The sequence below is a fragment of the Blautia sp. NSJ-175 genome (genome assembly GCF_022867815.1).
GTDB classification, from domain to species: domain Bacteria; phylum Bacillota; class Clostridia; order Lachnospirales; family Lachnospiraceae; genus Blautia; species Blautia celeris.
On record NZ_JALIFQ010000012.1, the window covers coordinates 142,823 to 158,528 of the forward strand.

The following is a 15,706-nucleotide window of genomic DNA, read 5'->3' on the forward strand; positions in this document are numbered from 1 at the left end:
TTATTCGTCCTCCTCAATATATTTTCTATATGCGGAAAAAGCGGAGGGAATCGGGTATTTTCCCTTCGACTCTTTTTTGTCAATAAAGAGCAGATTTCCTGCCCTCTTCTCTGTGGAGGCTACTCTGACCACATATCCTTTCATATGCCACTCCACATGAGAAAAGATATGTTTCGCCTCTCCGGCGTGTTTTATGTGAAGAGGCATGAGCTTTAACGCCTCAACCGCCCTGATCACTTCCTCCTCGGTCAGCCATCCATCCATATTCGGAAATTCATACAGACCTGCCAGAAGCCCTTTGTCCGGGCGCCTGCAGACAGCGTATTCCTGCCCGTTCTGTATGAGAAGGACTGTCTTTTCCTCAATCCTGCGCTGCTTTTTCGCTGCCTTTTTCGGATACTCCAAAACCGTGCCGTGAGCTCTGGCACTGCACAGATGCTGTACCGGACAGACCTGGCATTTTGCCATACCGTTCGGTATACACACCACAGCCCCCAGCTCCATCAGGCTCTGGTTAAAGGCCCCCGGCCTGTCTGCGGGCATGACTGCCTCCAGCTCCTGCTCCACCCGGCGCTTTACGGACTGCTTCAGGATATCCTCCCCGTTTTCTGTGATCCGGGAAAGGACCCGCAGTACATTGCCGTCCACGGCCGGCTTTTTCAGGCCGTAGGCAATGGAAGAAATGGCACCTGCCGTGTAGCTGCCGATGCCGGGAAGCTCCAGAATCTCCTCGTAATCAGCGGGAAGCTCTCCTCCGTACTTCAAAACAATCTCTTTAGCTGCCTTCTGCATATTTTTCACACGATTATAATAGCCCAAACCCTCCCACAATTTCAAGAGTTTATTTTCCGGGCAGGCAGCCAAGTCTTCAATCTGCGGAAGAGCTGTAAGGAAACGCTCATAGTATCCCTTTACAGCCTCCACCCTAGTCTGCTGCAGCATGATCTCAGAAACCCACACATGGTAGGGAGTCGGTTCCCTGCGCCAGGGCAGGTCCCGCTTATTCTCCTCATACCAGGAGAGCAGGGGCTTTATTATCTCTTCCAGTTTCATATAAGCTGTACCTCCACCGCTTCCCCCAGAAAGATGGAATCCGGTTCCACAAAACAATCATAGGCCAGAATATGCACACCGGCCTGTTCTGCCTCCAAAAGTGCCCGGGCAAACGCCTCCTGTGTCTTTTTGTTCGGCTCGAAATATCTCACGTCCTTCATTTGGATAACAAACATAATATACGCCTCATAGCCGTCTTTTATACACTGGCACAGCTCCTTTATATGCTTGATGCCGCGCTCCGTAGGCGCGTCCGGGAAGCGGACGATTCCCTCTTCCTCCAGGGTCACGCCTTTTACTTCCATAAAAATTTTCCGCTCTCCCTGTTCTATGTACAGGTCAAAACGGGAAGTTCCGTATTTTGTCTCAGGCCGGATGTATGCGCCTTCACCAAAAAGGCCGCCATTTCGCAGCCACTCTTCCACTACCCGGTTGGGAATCTGGGAATCCATGTTGATCAGGCGGTCCCCTTTTCTCACAGCGATCAGGTCATACGCTGTTTTCCGTTCTTTTTTGTCACTTTTCTCCAAAAAAACAGAGGCACCGGGAACTAACAATTCCCGGCACCTTCCAGTGTTTTTTACGTGACAGATTTCTTCCTGCCCGTCGATCTCCACACGGGCAATAAAACGGTTGGGGCGGCTTACAAAGCGCCCTTCCCTGATATTCTTATATCTCATGCTTCTGTCAGTCCCTCATAAATCTCTTTAACGCTGTCAAAGACATAGGTTGGCTTTACATCTCCTTCTTCTATGTCCTGTGTAGTCGCTTCACCGGAAAGCACACAGATGGTATCCACTCCGGCATTTGCTCCGGTTTTGATATCTGTGTAAAGCCGGTCTCCAATGATGACAGCATCCTCTGCCTTCATTCCCAGCTTCTTTAATACACAGTTTACCATAATCGGCTCAGGTTTACCAATAAAAAATGGTTCTTTTCCTGTGGCATTTTTCAGCATTATGCTCATAGAGCCGCAGTCAGGGATATATCCAAAGCTCACCGGACATACGAAGTCCGGATTCGTAGCCAGATACACCACGTCCTTACCAAGCATGATACAGGTATTCCTGATCTTCTCCGAAGTATTTTCCGTGTCAAATCCGATGAGGACAATGGATGCTCTGTCATCCACCTCTGTAACCACCTGAATACCTGCCTCGCGCAGCTCCTTGACAAGAGAACGGGTTCCCATACAGTAGACCACCTGGCCCGGATAATTTTCATGGATGTACATGGCAGTCGCCTGGCTGGATGTGTAGAAGTTCTCGTATCCGGCCCGTATGCCCATCTTTGCCACTTTATCCACATAGTCGTTCACTGACTTGGAGGAATTGTTGGTGATAAATATGTACTGTCCGCCCCTTCGCTCAATCTCATCCAGGAAATCCAGTGTCCCCTCAAAAATCTCATCTTCATTATAGATGGTTCCGTCCATATCCAGAAGATACAGTTTCTTGTCTCTTAAGCTCTCTGCATTTTTACCGTTCTTATCTGTCAGCATTTTTTTCTCCTTGTAAAACCTGTTTATTTTGATACCGCCGGAATGTTCTTTGTGGCGATCATATCCACACCGGTACCGCACACATTTTTAAGTACCACGTCACCGATATGTACCGGGGCATTCACTGCCACGGTTTTTAAAGCTTTCGCGCAGTCATAAATCTTTCCTTTTGGAATATCGGAAGCTGTCTTGACAGACACTACGGGAAGTGTGCCTCCTGTCACACGGACAGAGGAGGTCACGATCCTTGTGGGATTGGTCACTTCTTTCGTTCCATATGCCTCGCCTTTTTTGCAGGTGTTTCCCTCCACCTTTTTCACAGCTCCGTTCTCCATGGTCACAGTGAGGCTGCATCCCAGAGGACAGTTAATACAGATCAATTCTCTTGTTTCCATCTCTATGCCTCCTCCACTTTCACAGTAATCTTATCGAAACTTTCCCGGTCTGTCAAATCCGATTTTTTTAGGACAACCTGTTCCATCTCGCCGGGTGCCAGTTTTCTCTTCTTTTTATGCCAGATCCGCCGGTCTCCCAGATACACACTCACATAACAGTCCCGGTAAACAGCGCCCACACGGAAACGCAATGTGAGGGTATCCTCCATACAGGCAGGACGTATTGTCTGGGGCACGGTATAGCGCACACCGTCCACAGCGAAGACGGGAATCTCTTTTGTATCCTCTTTCTCCTTCTCACCCCGGATATACGCTGCCGCGCAGGCGCCTGCCCTTGCCGCCTCCTCGGACACATAGTCCACCAGGTCATGTACATGGAGTACATTGCCGCAGGCGAATACACCGGGCACATTTGTCTCCAGACTTTCATTCACCACTGGACCTGAGGTGATGCGGGACAGCTCCACACCGATTTTTCCCGACAGTTCATTTTCCGGAATCAGGCCGCAGGACAAAAGCAGGGTGTCGCAGGCGTAAAATTCCTCTGTTCCCGGAATCGGCTTTCTGTTCTCATCCACTTCTGCCAATGTGATTCCCGTCACCCTTTCTTTACCCTGAATGTCGATCACCGTATGGCTGAGTTTTAAGGGGATGTCAAAGTCATCCAGACACTGTACGATATTTCTCTGAAGACCGCCGGAGAAGGGCATCAGCTCTGCCACCACTTTTACTTTGGCTCCCTCCAGAGTCATTCTTCTGGCCATGATCAGACCGATATCACCGGAACCCAGGATCACAACTTCCCTGCCCGGCATATATCCCTCCATGTTTACCAGTCTCTGCGCAGTTCCTGCGGTGTATATACCCGCCGGCCGGTATCCCGGAATGTTCAGGGCACCTCTCGGCCTCTCCCTGCAGCCCATGGCTAAGATAACAGCGCGGGCTGTAAGCATCATAAGGCCATCCTCCCGGTTCATAGCCATAACGGTCTTACCGTCTTCCCCGTCCCGGATATCCAGCACCATGGTGTGCAGCTTATAGGGAATCCGAAGCTCCTCCACCTGCTGAATGAAACGCCAGGCGTATTCCGGCCCTGTCAGCTCCTCCTTAAAGGTATGAAGGCCGAAGCCATTGTGGATACACTGGTTCAGAATGCCACCCAGTTCCCTGTCACGCTCTAATATCAGGATGTTCTCCACCCCTTCTTTTCTGGCAGATACAGCGGCTGCAAGGCCTGCAGGGCCTCCGCCTATTATAATCAGATCATACTGCATGATTTTTCCTCTCTTTCCCCGTTTAGAATGTCTCTGTAATTCCCGTTTCGTCCTCTTTGATCACGCCGGTCAGAAGCTTTGAGCCTTTTCCCGCCTTGGTCAGCTTAAGCGGGTCCATGTGCAGTTCCCTTGCCAGGATTTCCATGGTTCTGGGCGCGCAGAAGCCGGACTGACATCTGCCCATTCCCGCTCTTGTCCTCCGCTTTACACCGTCTAAGGACCTGGCGCCCAGAGGCCGCCTGATGGCATTTATGATCTCGCCCTCTGTCACAGTCTCACAGCGGCAGATCACATTGCCGTAAGCCGGGTCTTTTTTGATCAGCTCTGCAATCTCCTCCGGGGATGCCTGTGCCACATTGGGGATATCCTCTCTGGTGCTGATGAAATTCTCTTTCTTTTTGGCCTGCAGACGCTCTGCCGCAAGCTCCGCCAGATATTCCCCTATGGCCGGGGCACTTGACAGACCCGGTGACTCAATGCCCGCTGCATTGAAAAATCCCTCCGCGTCCTCTGCCTCACCCAGTACGAAATCCTCATCTTTTTCCGTGGCCCGGAGTCCTGCAAAGGAGGTGATCACCATATGCAGGGGCACATCCGCGGCACTGACACGTGCCAGGGATGCCACTTTTCCCAGTCCCCGGGCTGTTGTCTGGATTCCCTCTTTGTCCTCAATGTCATCCGCAGTAGGACCTACAAGAAGGTTGCCGTGAACTGTCGGGGTGATAAGGACACCTTTTCCCATCTTGGTGGGGAGCTGGAATACGGTATGTGACACAAAATTTCCGGCCTTTTTATCCAGCAGGCAGTATTCTCCCTTTCTTGGGGTGATGGAAAGCTTCCTCTTGCTTACCATATTGTTGAAAACATCCGCGTACACGCCTGCCGCGTTGACGACACAGGCTGTCTCATAACATTCCCGGTCAGTCTCGATCTCATAACCGCCCTTTTCAAGCTTTCTGACTGCCTTAACCTCTGTGTTCAAAAAGAAATCCACACCGTTCACACTGGCATTCTCCGCCAAGGCAATGGTCAGCTTGAACGGACATACAATACCGCCGGTGGGCGCATATAACAGGGCTTTCACATCATGGGAAATGTTCGGCTCCAATTTATGGATCTCCTCTCCCGTCACGATCCTGAGACCCTCCACGCCGTTTTCTTCTCCCCGCGTCTTTAACGCCTCCAGCTTCAGAATGTCCGTTTCATGGAAACACAGGACCAGAGAACCGTTTTTCTTATATGGAAAATCCAGTTCCTTTGACAGAGCCTCCATCATTTTGCTTCCCCTTACATTCATCCTGGCCTTCATGGAACCGGGCTCAGCGTCAAAACCGGCATGCACAATGGCACTGTTGGCTTTGGAGGTTCCGCAGCACACATCCTCCTCCCGTTCCAGGACGGCTGTCTTTAAATCATATCTGGACAGTTCCCTTGCCACAGCGCTTCCCACAACACCTGCGCCGATAATCACCACATCATACTTCATCTCTTCATTCCTCCTGTTTTCCATAAAAAATAAAAAGAGACAAAACGAACACACATGCTTCTTACATGTGTCCTCCGCTTTGTCTCTGTTCTCCAGCGTTATATCTATGTTTTTACATAAACCAGACCTTCTGGTTGGTGGTGGATATGGATACGGCTCCTGCACTGAGCGCTGCCACGATATCCTCCTTATCTGCGATCAGTCCCCCTGCTATGACAGGTGTTCTGCTGTGCGTGCAGATTTTTGCAATGATCTTCGGCATAACCCCCGGCAGCACCTCGATCATATCCGGGTGCACACTCTCCGTCTGTCTTCTGATACTCTCAAAAGCAATGGAATCAATGACAAAAAAACGCATGACTGCGAACAGCCCCAGTTCCCTTGCCTGTTTGATGATTCCCGGCTTGGTGGAGATCACACCGTCGGCCTCTGTGGTATTCTTCAAAAAATCCACGGCAACCTCCCGGCTGCTCAGACCTCCGATGAGGTCAATATGTACCAGAACCGTCTTGCCGCCCTTTTTCAGACGCTCTACAATATCTCCGATATTACAGATATCCCCATAGAGCACAAAGACGATTCCAATCTCTGACTGCAGGCACTGCTTCAGTCCCTGTTCATCCTTAATGGCTGCCACCACAGGGCAGTCCTCAAATTGTTCCAGAATTTCCTGTTGTTTCATGAGACGCTCCATTTCTGTACTGTAAACTAGTAAACCATTTGATTCTAAAAAGACAAGACAATAAAGCCGTGATACGGCTTTATCCTCTTGTCTCCTGTCTCTTCTTATATCTTAGCACAATCTTCTGTGCCCTGCAAGACTTAATTTCTTCCCTATTCCCTGTAAAAACATACCACAGGACAGCCGGCTTCTATATTTTCATATATGGTTGCCGCCGCCGAGGTCGGCAGATTGATACAGCCATGGGAACCGCTGGTCCGGTAGATGGAACCGCCAAAGCTGTATCTCCAGTTGGCGTCATGCAGGCCGATACCGCCGTTAAAGGGCATCCAGTATTTTACGGGCTGCTCATACTCATAGGTGCCGTCCTCCAGTTTACGTCCCCTAAGCACCTGGTTTGTCTGTTTATACATGAGAGAATACACACCTCCCGGTGTTCTTCTGTCCCTCATGACATAAGTACCGGACACAAAGTCAGTATCCATCAAAAGCGCACCGTCCCTGTAGAACCACAGGTGCTGGCTTGTCAGGTCAATCTCCACATAGGTGCCTCCGATATCATTATCCCCGTAGGTCACGCCTGCCTTGGAGTATACAGGCTCACGGACCGTCACCACATGGTTTGCTATATCCTCCAAAAGCTGTGCCTTTTCCTTTAACTGGTTGATCTGGAAACCGTAATTGCCGCCGGAGACCGTGATCGGTTCCCCTGTGGCAGTGCTCGTGATAGTCCTGTCTCTGCCCACTGTGTCATAATTCTCAGCCAGCCAGCCCACAAATTCCGTCACTCTGGCCTCCAGGGTTGCCGGGTCCTCCACATAATTTCCGTTCTCATCGTACGTCATCCAGTCTTTCACAGTCATGCCATCCAACACTTCCGTTTTATCTCCGAAGGTGTAAGTTATTGTCACCGCCGCACAGGAATTCCACACATCCCTCTGATGGAGCAGCGTGGGGTCCTCCTTTGTGACAGCCGGAGCCGCATAGGCGCCTGCCTCCTCAGCGGAGACGGATTCCTGACTGCCTGCCACTGCTGTTTCCAGGGCAGAGAACATGACATCCTCCTGCACAGTGGTCCCTGCCGTCTCATCCACAATGACGAATTGATTTTCCCGGAAATCAATGTACGCATCCGTGGGAGCCTCCATACCGGCCGCCTGCATACAGTCAAAGGACTGAAGCTGCGCCCTTAAGGCCTCCTTGTCATACTGTATGTTTTCCGCGGTCTCATAGTCCGTTCCTCTGAAATATCCCTTGATCCAGGTAAATGGGTTCTGGTCATCCAAAAGCTTCTGCACACTTCCGTCACTGACATAGGCATAGCTGATATCCTGGCCTTTGATCTCTCTTGTCTGGTCATTCCTGAACTGCACCCGGATGGAATAATCCTCCACTTTTTTCCGGATCAGGTCTTCTGCCTGCTCCACGGTCATATTTTCGCAGGCTATATGGTTGATGGTCGTTCCCTTGAAGAATTTATCTTTATAATAGTAAGCACCTGCGCCATAGCCGGCTGCTGCCAGTATGATGACAGCTCCTGTGATGCCCAGTGCAATTTTTATTCCGGTCTTTTTACCCTTCTTTTTCTCAGCCCTTATCTCTTTCTTAGCTGCCTTTTTCTGCTTTTTCTCAGCTTTTTTATCCGGTTCCCGGTAAACAGCCGCTTCCTCCTGGCTTCCTATGGTATCCTGGATGATCTTCTCCATGGCAGAGTCGATTTTCGCTTCCATCTCTGACTTAGGCTGTGTCTGCTTTTTCTCCCCTTGACGGACAGCAGCTTCTGCCTTTTTCTCTGCCTGCTGCATCTTCTTTTGCTGTGTTTTTTTCTTCATTTAATTTGCTCCCCGATATTACATTTCTGTCCGGCCTGCAGCTATTTTTACCTGATTTTCCATGCCGCAGCCGCCAGTATTCGACATAAGCGCGAACACTTGTCTATTATAACACAAAATTCTACAACCGGATAAATATAAATCAATCCTTAAAAAAATTTAAAGCTTTTGTCATACTTTCTATTTTTTTATTGTATGTGAAAATTTTTCTTCATATTCTATCCTGTCACAGAATTCTGCTGGGAATGAACCAACCATATATTAGACGCACGAAAACGACAAAAGGTGACACTCTGCATAGAAAAAATTTTTTTCCGCATACTAATTCTGCAGCGCGGTCAACATTGCTGCCTCCCAACACAAGTAAAAAAAGTGAGGAAACTGCCATGTTAAAAGAAAAACCTTACAGAAATGACTATGATGACGGAAACATTCCTGAAATCGACCTTCCCAGGGAGTCCGACGCCACTGACGTGATCCCCGACGAAGTGCCGCGCAAAGACGGCCCCGGCGGAGAAGGCTGACAGGAAGCGAGGTGACCTGAAATGATTGACAACGAAGAACTTCCCATCGGCTTCACCATGGAACTGGCCATGCACTCAGATATCCTGAACCATTTTGCCAGACTTTCCAAGTCGGAACAGAAGCCTCTGGTAGACAAGGCAAGACAGGTAAATTCCCGCCACGAGATGCGGGAATATGTGGAATCCATGTTCCGCCCCTGAGATGCGCTGCTCTCCAAACCGGCTGTGACGCGCAGAATGACCTGCAGCGCACAGCCGGTTTTTTGGCCTTTTCCGGGTCTACATATCTGATAAATTTTTTGTTTCCCCTCATTTCCGGATGTGGTATACTAAAAGTGTTTTAAAACAAAGAAGGAGGATTGCTGTAAAGCAAAAGAAATCTTATGTACCATTTACTAAATCAATATTTAGACACCAAACAGATTGTGATGCTGGGGATCATCCTTACCTTTCTCATCACATTTTTTGCACTGAAGCACCCGTTTTCCTTTCTCCCCAGTGACCAGGGGCGTGATTTTGCCCTAAACGGCGCACTCTCAAAAGGAAAAACGAGAGGCGTTGGACTGACATTTGTCATCTGCTTTATTATCGGCACCGTACTTTTTATGCCTCTTGGCAAAGAGTACATTGTCTATGCCATACTGCTTTTTTGCATTATGCTCAGCGGTTATCTGGATGATGCCGCCGAGACACCATGGAACGAATACAAAAAGGGGCTGATTGACCTCATCATATCAGCCGTAGCGGTCTTCACTTTCCTGAATTTCAACAGCACCACTATCTCCCTTGGCTTCACCGAGCTGGAAATCCCCAAAGCTGTCTATGCCATACTGGGCATTATCCTCTTCTGGGTTTCCATCAATGTGACAAACTGTACCGATGGTGTGGACGGGCTGTGCGCCAGCCTCTGTGTTATTGTCATGCTGTCCTTTGGCCTGATTTTCAAAGAAACTCTGGGTACTTATGTGATCGCCAACTTCCTTTTTGCCGCAGTTCTGCTGGCATACCTGTACTTTAATTCCTCGCCCAGCAGCATGCTCATGGGAGATGCCGGTTCCAGGGCCCTTGGTTTTTATATTGCAGTGATCGCCATCAAATCCCAGCACCCGGTTATTTACCTTCTGCTGGCAGGCGTACTGATCATTGACGGCGGCCTGGGTCTTGTAAAAGTATTTCTGAAGAGATTTCTGAAAATCTCTATCCTGAAAAATACAAGAACTCCCATTCATGACCACGTAAGGAAAAAATGCGGCTGGTCAGATACACAAGTAGTGGTCCGCTTCCTGATCATCCAGGTAATACTGGCTGCCGCCGCTTATATGCTGGTAAGATAGCAAAAAAGAGAAACACACTGTAAAAGCTGTGTTTCTCTTTTTTCTCTCCCCCCATTTTGCTGCCTCTCCTCATATATGAAGTATAATATCCTGTACCTCACAATTGAGGATGTCACACAGTGTATCAATCGTCTTTGTGGTTATGGCCTCACCTTTTTTAATTCTGTGTAAGGTATTCGCTGATACACCATGGTGATGGATTAGTTGATACTCTGTGAAGTTTCTTCTGAACAGTGTCTCATAAAATGGTTTGTAGCTTATCATAATCCCTTCTCCTATCCAGTGCATTTATTGAATAGTATCATACTCAATCTCTTGACTATACTCAAAATATTGAGTATATTTAAAACAAAAGAATGGAATGGGGGAATATTTTATGACAAATCATGAGGAGCCAAAGTATTCATCAGAATACGACAAAAAACAATTTATCGAAATCTGTGACAGGTACGAAGATAAGATACTGGAAAACATCATTAAAAAAGCAAAAGAGATGGGGCTTTTCGACGATTAGCCCTGCCCCGGCCGAAAAGGGCCGGGGATTTTTTTCTCAATTCAGAATGCCGCTTGTACTCTTTCCTCACTTTATGTATAATAAATGGGGAATCTGGAAACCCTGAATGCGGCTCGATAAACCGCAAATAAAAACAAAGGAACTTTTGTATATGAATATAAGAAGACTTTTCGCTGTATGGAGCGCCAAGCTCATAAAGACAGCCTGCCAGATCACCGGCAGGCAGGGTGTGACACTGGCCGGTAAGATAGCGCTGTCCATCTATCCCCCAATTTTAAAAGAACTGGCGTCTGAGGTCAAAAAAGACATTTTCGTTGTCTGCGGCACCAACGGCAAAACTACCACCAACAACCTTTTAGCCTCTGTTCTGGAAGCAAATAACTGCCGCGTTGTCTGCAACCGCACCGGCTCCAACATGCTGAACGGAGTCGTCTCCGCCTTTGTCCTGAATGCCCGGGCAAACGGACATCTGCGGGCGGATTACGCCTGTATTGAGATTGACGAGGCATCCACAGTCCGTGTATTTCCTCATTTCAAACCTGACTATATGGTACTCACCAATCTGTTCCGTGACCAGCTTGACCGGTACGGGGAGATTGACACTACCATGAATCTCCTGTCCCGGGCCATGAAGATGGCGCCGGACATGAAACTTCTGGTCAATGCGGATGACTCCTTATCCGCCTTCCTTGCCATGGACAATGACAATGCGTACACCACCTACGGCATCAGTGAGCAGGTATATCAGGAACAGGACTCCAGGGAGATCCGGGAAGGCCGTTTCTGCAAACGCTGTGGGGAAAAGATGGAATACAACTTCTATCACTACAGCCAGCTTGGAGATTATCACTGCCCCAAATGCGGATTTGCCCGCCCTGTGCCCCAGTTTGACGGCAGCCATATTGATATGTCAGACGGTCTGTCCTTTGATGTGGGTGATTTTCATGTAAAAGCAAATTACCGCGGTTTCTACAATATTTATAATATATTGGCCGTTTACGGAGCCGCCTCCCTGGCGGGTATCCCTCTTGACAGCTTCAACCGGATTCTGGGGGATTACACACCCCAGTTCGGAAGAAACGAACTCTTTGAGATTGATGGCACCATGGTCATGCTCAACCTGGCTAAAAACCCGGCAGGATTTAACCAGAATATCGGCGCGGTCATGACAGACACGGCTCCAAAAGATATCATCATCCTGATCAATGACAACAGTCAGGACGGCACAGATGTATCCTGGCTCTGGGATGTGGATTTTGACAGGCTGAAGGACGCCAATGCCGCCTCTATTACCGTAAGCGGCATCCGCTGCCAGGATATGCGCCTGCGTCTGAAATACGTGGACATCCCGTCCACTCTGGAACCGGATATTGAAAAGGCCATCCTCTCAAAACTCAAAAACGGAACTAAAAACCTGTACCTGCTTGTAAACTATACCGGCCTTTATACCACTCACAACATACTGAAGAAAATGGAGGGCAGAAAATCATGAAAATCACAATCGGACATTTATATCCGGACCTCCTGAATCTGTACGGGGACAGGGGAAATATCCAGTGCATGATGAAACGCTGCCAGTGGAGAGGCATCGAGGCAGAAACTGTGGAATTCCAGCTTGAGGACAACATTGATTTTTCCACCCTTGATATTGTGCTTCTGGGCGGCGGCTCCGACAGGGAGCAGATGCTGGTCTGCGACAGACTCCGCAGCATACAAAAAGATTTCAAAGACTATGTGGAGGACAACGGCGTAGTGATCGCTGTCTGCGGCGGCTATCAGCTTCTGGGCCATTATTACGACACGGATGACGGGCGCATTGAGGGTCTTTCCCTTGTTGACCTGTATACAGAGCAGGGCAGCCCCCGTCTGATTGACAATATCGTCCTGGAAAACCATAAATTCAGCCTTCCCATCGTCGGCTTTGAAAATCACGGAGGCCGCACCTATATCGGAGATAATGAGCCTTTCGGAAAAGTCCTCTACGGAAACGGCAATAACGGGGAAGACAAAGCCGAGGGCGTGCTCTATAAAAATGTAGTGGGCACCTATCTCCACGGCCCCCTCCTTCCCAAAAACCCGCATATCTGCGATTACCTCATTGCAAACGCTCTGGAGCGCAAATACGGAAAGGCAGAACTTGCCCCTCTCGACGACAGCCAGGAGATTGAGGCCAACCGGTATATTTATGATCGCTTTGTAACAAAACAATAGAAATATGCCCGGCTGATTTACTATTGTTATATATTAAAGGGGAAAACTTATGGGATACCGAATTGCACTGCTGCTGAAACAGCACTATTACCAGCATTATAATGATCATCTCCCTGGAATCAGCGAAGATGTCTCCGTAGAATACTTCACTTATGATACTCTGGACGAGCTTAAAAATATTTATCTGAAAATCAAAGATGATTTTGAAGGATTTCTTGTCAGCGGTATTGCCCCCATGAAAGCCATATATTCCCTTGGCGAGCAGGCAGCCGACGCTGTGGTGGATTATTTCCACATCAGTGTGGAGAACACCTACCACATTCTGCTCCAGCAGATTGTGCTGGATGAACACCTGAAACTCTCCAGAATCGGTATGGATTTTATTCAGGACGGCCATACCCTGAAAGAGCTTCTTGTCAGCAACCGGTTCGCCCAGCGCATCCGTGAGTTCGAGGAGGAGTGGAGAGACTTCTCTTCCTCTGTGGATCTGGATGAACGGGAGGCTGCGCTCTCCGTAAAGTACAGGGAGCTGGCAGCCCAGAACAAACTGGATATGATCATCACTTATTTCTACAGCGTGATTGAAAATATGCGGGATACATCCATTCCCTGTATTTATGTCTATCCTGATGAAAACATGATCAGTGATATTGTAAAAAGCATGAAAAAAAGCATATCCATAAAAAATATGAAGAGCCATCTGCCTGCTGTCATACATATTAATATGGAAAATATGCCGGTTCAGGATGAGGTGTCATACGAAAAGACACGGCTGGAGATCAATAAGATGATCATGGAGCTGAACCAAAAATACCTGAACCGCCTTGTGATAAAAAACACATACCGGGATTTTGAACTGTATGGAGATTACAGCATCATAAAAGAGATCACAGGGGATTTTAAGAAATGCCAGATACTGGAACAGCTTCACAGCCTGCTCTCTTTTAAAGGTTCTGTAGGATATGGCATTGGCCACACCTTTTATCAGGCCAGGATAAATGCCGTTGATGCCAGTCATTATTCCAGAAACGGCAGTCTCCGGGAAGACGGCAGTTATCTGATAGATGAAAATGATCAGCTCACGGTCCTGCAGATTGGTCTGGTTCCTGCTGGAATGAAGGTTTCCGGCGATTATATCAATGATATCGCAGATAAGGTAAGTCTCTCCTCAGAAACTATTGTGCGTATCATCCGCGTCATGAAACAAGAGGGTACCAACAAACTTACCTCCCAGGAACTGATGCACCATCTGAATATCTCTTCCAGAGCTGCCAACAAATTCCTGGCTGCGCTGCAGAAGGACGGATATGCGGAGGTTGTGGGTATGAGGCGCTCCGGCAATAAGGGGCGGCCCATCAACATTTACCAGATCAATCTGAAATACTGACCTGACAGCACATTCCTTTCAGGAAACATGAGAGCAGCCATTCCGGTATCCCCGTATGGCTGCTCTCATATTTTCCTGTATTTTTTATAAATCCGGTTTTATCTCCTCCGGGATCGGACAATGATATCCTCCTCTTACTGCTGCGTCAAATTCTTTTTTCGCATCCTCAGCGATTTTCGGATTTCGGAAGACATCTATAGCAGCCATTCCCATGACCTTTGCTGCTGTCAACATTCCTTTTTTTCCTATGGAGGAACCTGACTGGCTGACCTCCTGCCAGGAATGCCCCGGTGTTCCAAAGGCTTTACAGGCAGTCAGAATCTGACCTGTGGGTGCCTGATAACTCACATCCCCTACATCTGTGCTCCCGGGCATTGTACTTTTCAGCGGATTTACAGGCAGTACTATATCTGCCAACACCTTGCCCTCCATTGCCGCTGCCGCATTTTCTCCATGCTGATTCTCCACCGCTGCTGCGGCCTCCTGTATCATCTGTTCTGAAAAAGTATCCCGTATTTTTTCGGCCAGCTCATGATCCGCATGGTCAAATGCCGGAGCACCAGCTTCCTGAAAGTTCTCCATCAGAACTTTTCCCAGTACCTTGTTGGGTATGTAATCGCTGAATCCATCTCCCCGCACCATTTCATAGGAAGTACCTGTCATGATTGCTGCTCCCCGCGCTACTTCACAGATTCTCTCAAATATTTCAAACGCCTGGTTCAGCCGCGGTGCCCTTGCCTCATAGTAGACAGCTGCCGTTTCCTGTACAACATTCGCTGCATTTCCCCCTGCGTTTGTGATCGCATAGTGGATTCTGGCCTCGGGGATCACATGCTCTCTTAAGAAATTACACCCTACATTCATAAGCTCCACCGCATCCAGAGCACTTCTGCCAAGATGAGGAGAGGCGGAGGCATGAGATGCCTTGCCGTGGAAAATAAAAGTGGCGCAGATATCTGCCAGGGAACTGGATGCGAAAAGCCCGTTCACATCCCAGGGATGCCAGCAGAACACAGCATCAAGCCCTTTAAAACATCCCTCCCGTGCCATAAATGTCTTGCCGGAGCCTTTTTCCTCCCCGGGACAGCCAAAATAAATGATAGTGCCCGGTGTCCCGCTCCGGTCCAGATATTCCCTGACAGCCACAGCCGCTGCAAGAGAGCCGGTTCCCAGCAGATTATGCCCGCATCCGTGGCCGCAGTCCGTATCTTCTCTTTTTTCCTGCACATCTGTTCCCGGCTTCTGACTCAGCCCCGGAAGTGCATCAAACTCTCCCAAAATGGCAATTACAGGTCCTCCGCTGCCAAAAGTGCCCTTAAAAGCAGTTGGGATTCCCGCAAGCCCAGTTTCCACCTGAAATCCTTCTCTCTCCAATGTCTCCTGAAGCAGCTTTGCCGACCGGTGTTCCTTAAATCCCAGTTCCGCGTATTCCCATATTTTTTGGCTGATCCGGGAGTAAATTTCTTCTCTCTTTTCAATATTTCTGCATAATCTTTCTTTTTCCTGTATCATA

17 protein-coding genes are annotated in these 15,706 nt (G+C 48.6%); 7 read left to right on the forward strand and 10 right to left on the reverse strand.

Features of this window, described 5'->3' with window-relative positions; genetic code table 11:
* The 8 genes from mutY to MUB35_RS18850 form a co-directional block, all read right to left on the reverse strand.
* Nucleotides 1-1,053 (reverse strand): A/G-specific adenine glycosylase, encoded by a 1,053-nt coding sequence (gene mutY, locus MUB35_RS18815; protein ID WP_244806619.1) that lies wholly within the window; start codon nt 1,051-1,053, stop codon nt 1-3.
* The gene (sfsA, locus tag MUB35_RS18820) at nt 1,050-1,733 is read right to left on the reverse strand and encodes a DNA/RNA nuclease SfsA (RefSeq protein ID WP_244806620.1); all 684 of its coding nucleotides are present in this window, start codon (nt 1,731-1,733) and stop codon (nt 1,050-1,052) included. The genes mutY and sfsA overlap by 4 nt, the downstream gene beginning before the upstream one ends.
* On the reverse strand, nt 1,730-2,554 hold the full coding sequence (locus tag MUB35_RS18825; RefSeq protein WP_181014425.1) for an HAD-IIA family hydrolase: 825 nt from the start codon (nt 2,552-2,554) through the stop codon (nt 1,730-1,732). The genes sfsA and MUB35_RS18825 overlap by 4 nt, the downstream gene beginning before the upstream one ends.
* Nucleotides 2,555-2,577: 23 nt before the next feature.
* The gene (locus MUB35_RS18830; protein WP_033141338.1) at nt 2,578-2,949 is read right to left on the reverse strand and encodes a DUF1667 domain-containing protein; all 372 of its coding nucleotides are present in this window, start codon (nt 2,947-2,949) and stop codon (nt 2,578-2,580) included.
* A gap of 2 nt (nt 2,950-2,951) precedes the next feature.
* Nucleotides 2,952-4,223, reverse strand: coding sequence for an NAD(P)/FAD-dependent oxidoreductase (locus MUB35_RS18835; protein WP_255786135.1), 1,272 nt, complete (start codon nt 4,221-4,223; stop codon nt 2,952-2,954).
* 22 nt (nt 4,224-4,245) lie between these two features.
* Nucleotides 4,246-5,709 (reverse strand): NAD(P)/FAD-dependent oxidoreductase, encoded by a 1,464-nt coding sequence (locus MUB35_RS18840; protein ID WP_244806621.1) that lies wholly within the window; start codon nt 5,707-5,709, stop codon nt 4,246-4,248.
* A gap of 112 nt (nt 5,710-5,821) precedes the next feature.
* A complete protein-coding gene (locus tag MUB35_RS18845) occupies nt 5,822-6,391 on the reverse strand; it encodes a glycerol-3-phosphate responsive antiterminator (RefSeq protein WP_244806622.1) in 570 nt (189 codons plus the stop codon).
* A gap of 152 nt (nt 6,392-6,543) precedes the next feature.
* The gene (locus MUB35_RS18850; protein ID WP_244806623.1) at nt 6,544-8,223 is read right to left on the reverse strand and encodes a L,D-transpeptidase family protein; all 1,680 of its coding nucleotides are present in this window, start codon (nt 8,221-8,223) and stop codon (nt 6,544-6,546) included.
* Nucleotides 8,224-8,609: 386 nt separating this feature from the next.
* Here MUB35_RS18850 and MUB35_RS18855 point away from each other — a divergent pair, with 386 nt between their 5' ends.
* From MUB35_RS18855 to MUB35_RS18865, 3 genes are all read left to right on the forward strand, one after another.
* The gene (locus MUB35_RS18855; RefSeq protein ID WP_181014426.1) at nt 8,610-8,747 is read left to right on the forward strand and encodes a hypothetical protein; all 138 of its coding nucleotides are present in this window, start codon (nt 8,610-8,612) and stop codon (nt 8,745-8,747) included.
* 21 nt (nt 8,748-8,768) lie between these two features.
* Nucleotides 8,769-8,948 carry a hypothetical protein gene (locus MUB35_RS18860; RefSeq protein WP_033141343.1) on the forward strand — a complete coding sequence of 60 codons (180 nt, stop codon included), beginning with the start codon at nt 8,769-8,771 and terminating at the stop codon, nt 8,946-8,948.
* 182 nt (nt 8,949-9,130) lie between these two features.
* The gene (locus MUB35_RS18865) at nt 9,131-10,081 is read left to right on the forward strand and encodes a phospho-N-acetylmuramoyl-pentapeptide-transferase (RefSeq protein WP_033141344.1); all 951 of its coding nucleotides are present in this window, start codon (nt 9,131-9,133) and stop codon (nt 10,079-10,081) included.
* A gap of 69 nt (nt 10,082-10,150) precedes the next feature.
* Here the strand turns inward: MUB35_RS18865 and MUB35_RS18870 are convergent, their stop codons facing one another.
* Entirely contained in the window at nt 10,151-10,345 is a 195-nt protein-coding gene (locus tag MUB35_RS18870; RefSeq protein WP_033141345.1) for a helix-turn-helix domain-containing protein, read from the reverse strand.
* Between the two features lie 112 nt (nt 10,346-10,457).
* On the opposite strand from MUB35_RS18870, the gene MUB35_RS18875 reads away from it, so the two are divergent.
* The 4 genes from MUB35_RS18875 to MUB35_RS18890 all read left to right on the forward strand — a co-directional run bounded on the left by MUB35_RS18875 (nt 10,458) and on the right by MUB35_RS18890 (nt 14,193).
* Nucleotides 10,458-10,595: a hypothetical protein gene (locus MUB35_RS18875; RefSeq protein WP_156120846.1), complete on the forward strand. Its 138-nt coding sequence runs from the start codon at nt 10,458-10,460 to the stop codon at nt 10,593-10,595.
* 151 nt (nt 10,596-10,746) lie between these two features.
* Nucleotides 10,747-12,087: a MurT ligase domain-containing protein gene (locus MUB35_RS18880; protein WP_244806624.1), complete on the forward strand. Its 1,341-nt coding sequence runs from the start codon at nt 10,747-10,749 to the stop codon at nt 12,085-12,087.
* A complete protein-coding gene (locus tag MUB35_RS18885) occupies nt 12,084-12,806 on the forward strand; it encodes a type 1 glutamine amidotransferase (protein WP_244806625.1) in 723 nt (240 codons plus the stop codon). The genes MUB35_RS18880 and MUB35_RS18885 overlap by 4 nt, the downstream gene beginning before the upstream one ends.
* 49 nt (nt 12,807-12,855) lie before the next feature.
* Nucleotides 12,856-14,193 (forward strand): HTH domain-containing protein, encoded by a 1,338-nt coding sequence (locus MUB35_RS18890; protein ID WP_103732145.1) that lies wholly within the window; start codon nt 12,856-12,858, stop codon nt 14,191-14,193.
* 84 nt (nt 14,194-14,277) lie between these two features.
* Here the strand turns inward: MUB35_RS18890 and MUB35_RS18895 are convergent, their stop codons facing one another.
* On the reverse strand, nt 14,278-15,705 hold the full coding sequence (locus tag MUB35_RS18895) for a M20 family metallopeptidase (RefSeq protein ID WP_148393574.1): 1,428 nt from the start codon (nt 15,703-15,705) through the stop codon (nt 14,278-14,280).
* Nucleotide 15,706 lies beyond the last annotated feature (1 nt).

Bases quoted from the DNA above. Each gene is read 5' to 3' on its own strand.
- MUB35_RS18845 (WP_244806622.1), bottom strand. From the start codon at position 6,391: ATGAAACAACAGGAAATTCTGGAACAATTTGAGGACTGCCCTGTGGTG.
- MUB35_RS18880 (WP_244806624.1), top strand. From the start codon at position 10,747: ATGAATATAAGAAGACTTTTCGCTGTATGGAGCGCCAAGCTCATAAAG.
- MUB35_RS18840 (WP_244806621.1), bottom strand. From the start codon at position 5,709: ATGAAGTATGATGTGGTGATTATCGGCGCAGGTGTTGTGGGAAGCGCT.
- MUB35_RS18855 (WP_181014426.1), top strand. From the start codon at position 8,610: ATGTTAAAAGAAAAACCTTACAGAAATGACTATGATGACGGAAACATT.
- MUB35_RS18860 (WP_033141343.1), top strand. From the start codon at position 8,769: ATGATTGACAACGAAGAACTTCCCATCGGCTTCACCATGGAACTGGCC.
- MUB35_RS18850 (WP_244806623.1), bottom strand. From the start codon at position 8,223: ATGAAGAAAAAAACACAGCAAAAGAAGATGCAGCAGGCAGAGAAAAAG.
- MUB35_RS18895 (WP_148393574.1), bottom strand. From the start codon at position 15,705: ATGATACAGGAAAAAGAAAGATTATGCAGAAATATTGAAAAGAGAGAA.
- MUB35_RS18885 (WP_244806625.1), top strand. From the start codon at position 12,084: ATGAAAATCACAATCGGACATTTATATCCGGACCTCCTGAATCTGTAC.
- MUB35_RS18830 (WP_033141338.1), bottom strand. From the start codon at position 2,949: ATGGAAACAAGAGAATTGATCTGTATTAACTGTCCTCTGGGATGCAGC.
- MUB35_RS18870 (WP_033141345.1), bottom strand. From the start codon at position 10,345: ATGATAAGCTACAAACCATTTTATGAGACACTGTTCAGAAGAAACTTC.
- MUB35_RS18865 (WP_033141344.1), top strand. From the start codon at position 9,131: ATGTACCATTTACTAAATCAATATTTAGACACCAAACAGATTGTGATG.
- MUB35_RS18835 (WP_255786135.1), bottom strand. From the start codon at position 4,223: ATGCAGTATGATCTGATTATAATAGGCGGAGGCCCTGCAGGCCTTGCA.
- sfsA (WP_244806620.1), bottom strand. From the start codon at position 1,733: ATGAGATATAAGAATATCAGGGAAGGGCGCTTTGTAAGCCGCCCCAAC.
- MUB35_RS18825 (WP_181014425.1), bottom strand. From the start codon at position 2,554: ATGCTGACAGATAAGAACGGTAAAAATGCAGAGAGCTTAAGAGACAAG.
- MUB35_RS18890 (WP_103732145.1), top strand. From the start codon at position 12,856: ATGGGATACCGAATTGCACTGCTGCTGAAACAGCACTATTACCAGCAT.
- mutY (WP_244806619.1), bottom strand. From the start codon at position 1,053: ATGAAACTGGAAGAGATAATAAAGCCCCTGCTCTCCTGGTATGAGGAG.
- MUB35_RS18875 (WP_156120846.1), top strand. From the start codon at position 10,458: ATGACAAATCATGAGGAGCCAAAGTATTCATCAGAATACGACAAAAAA.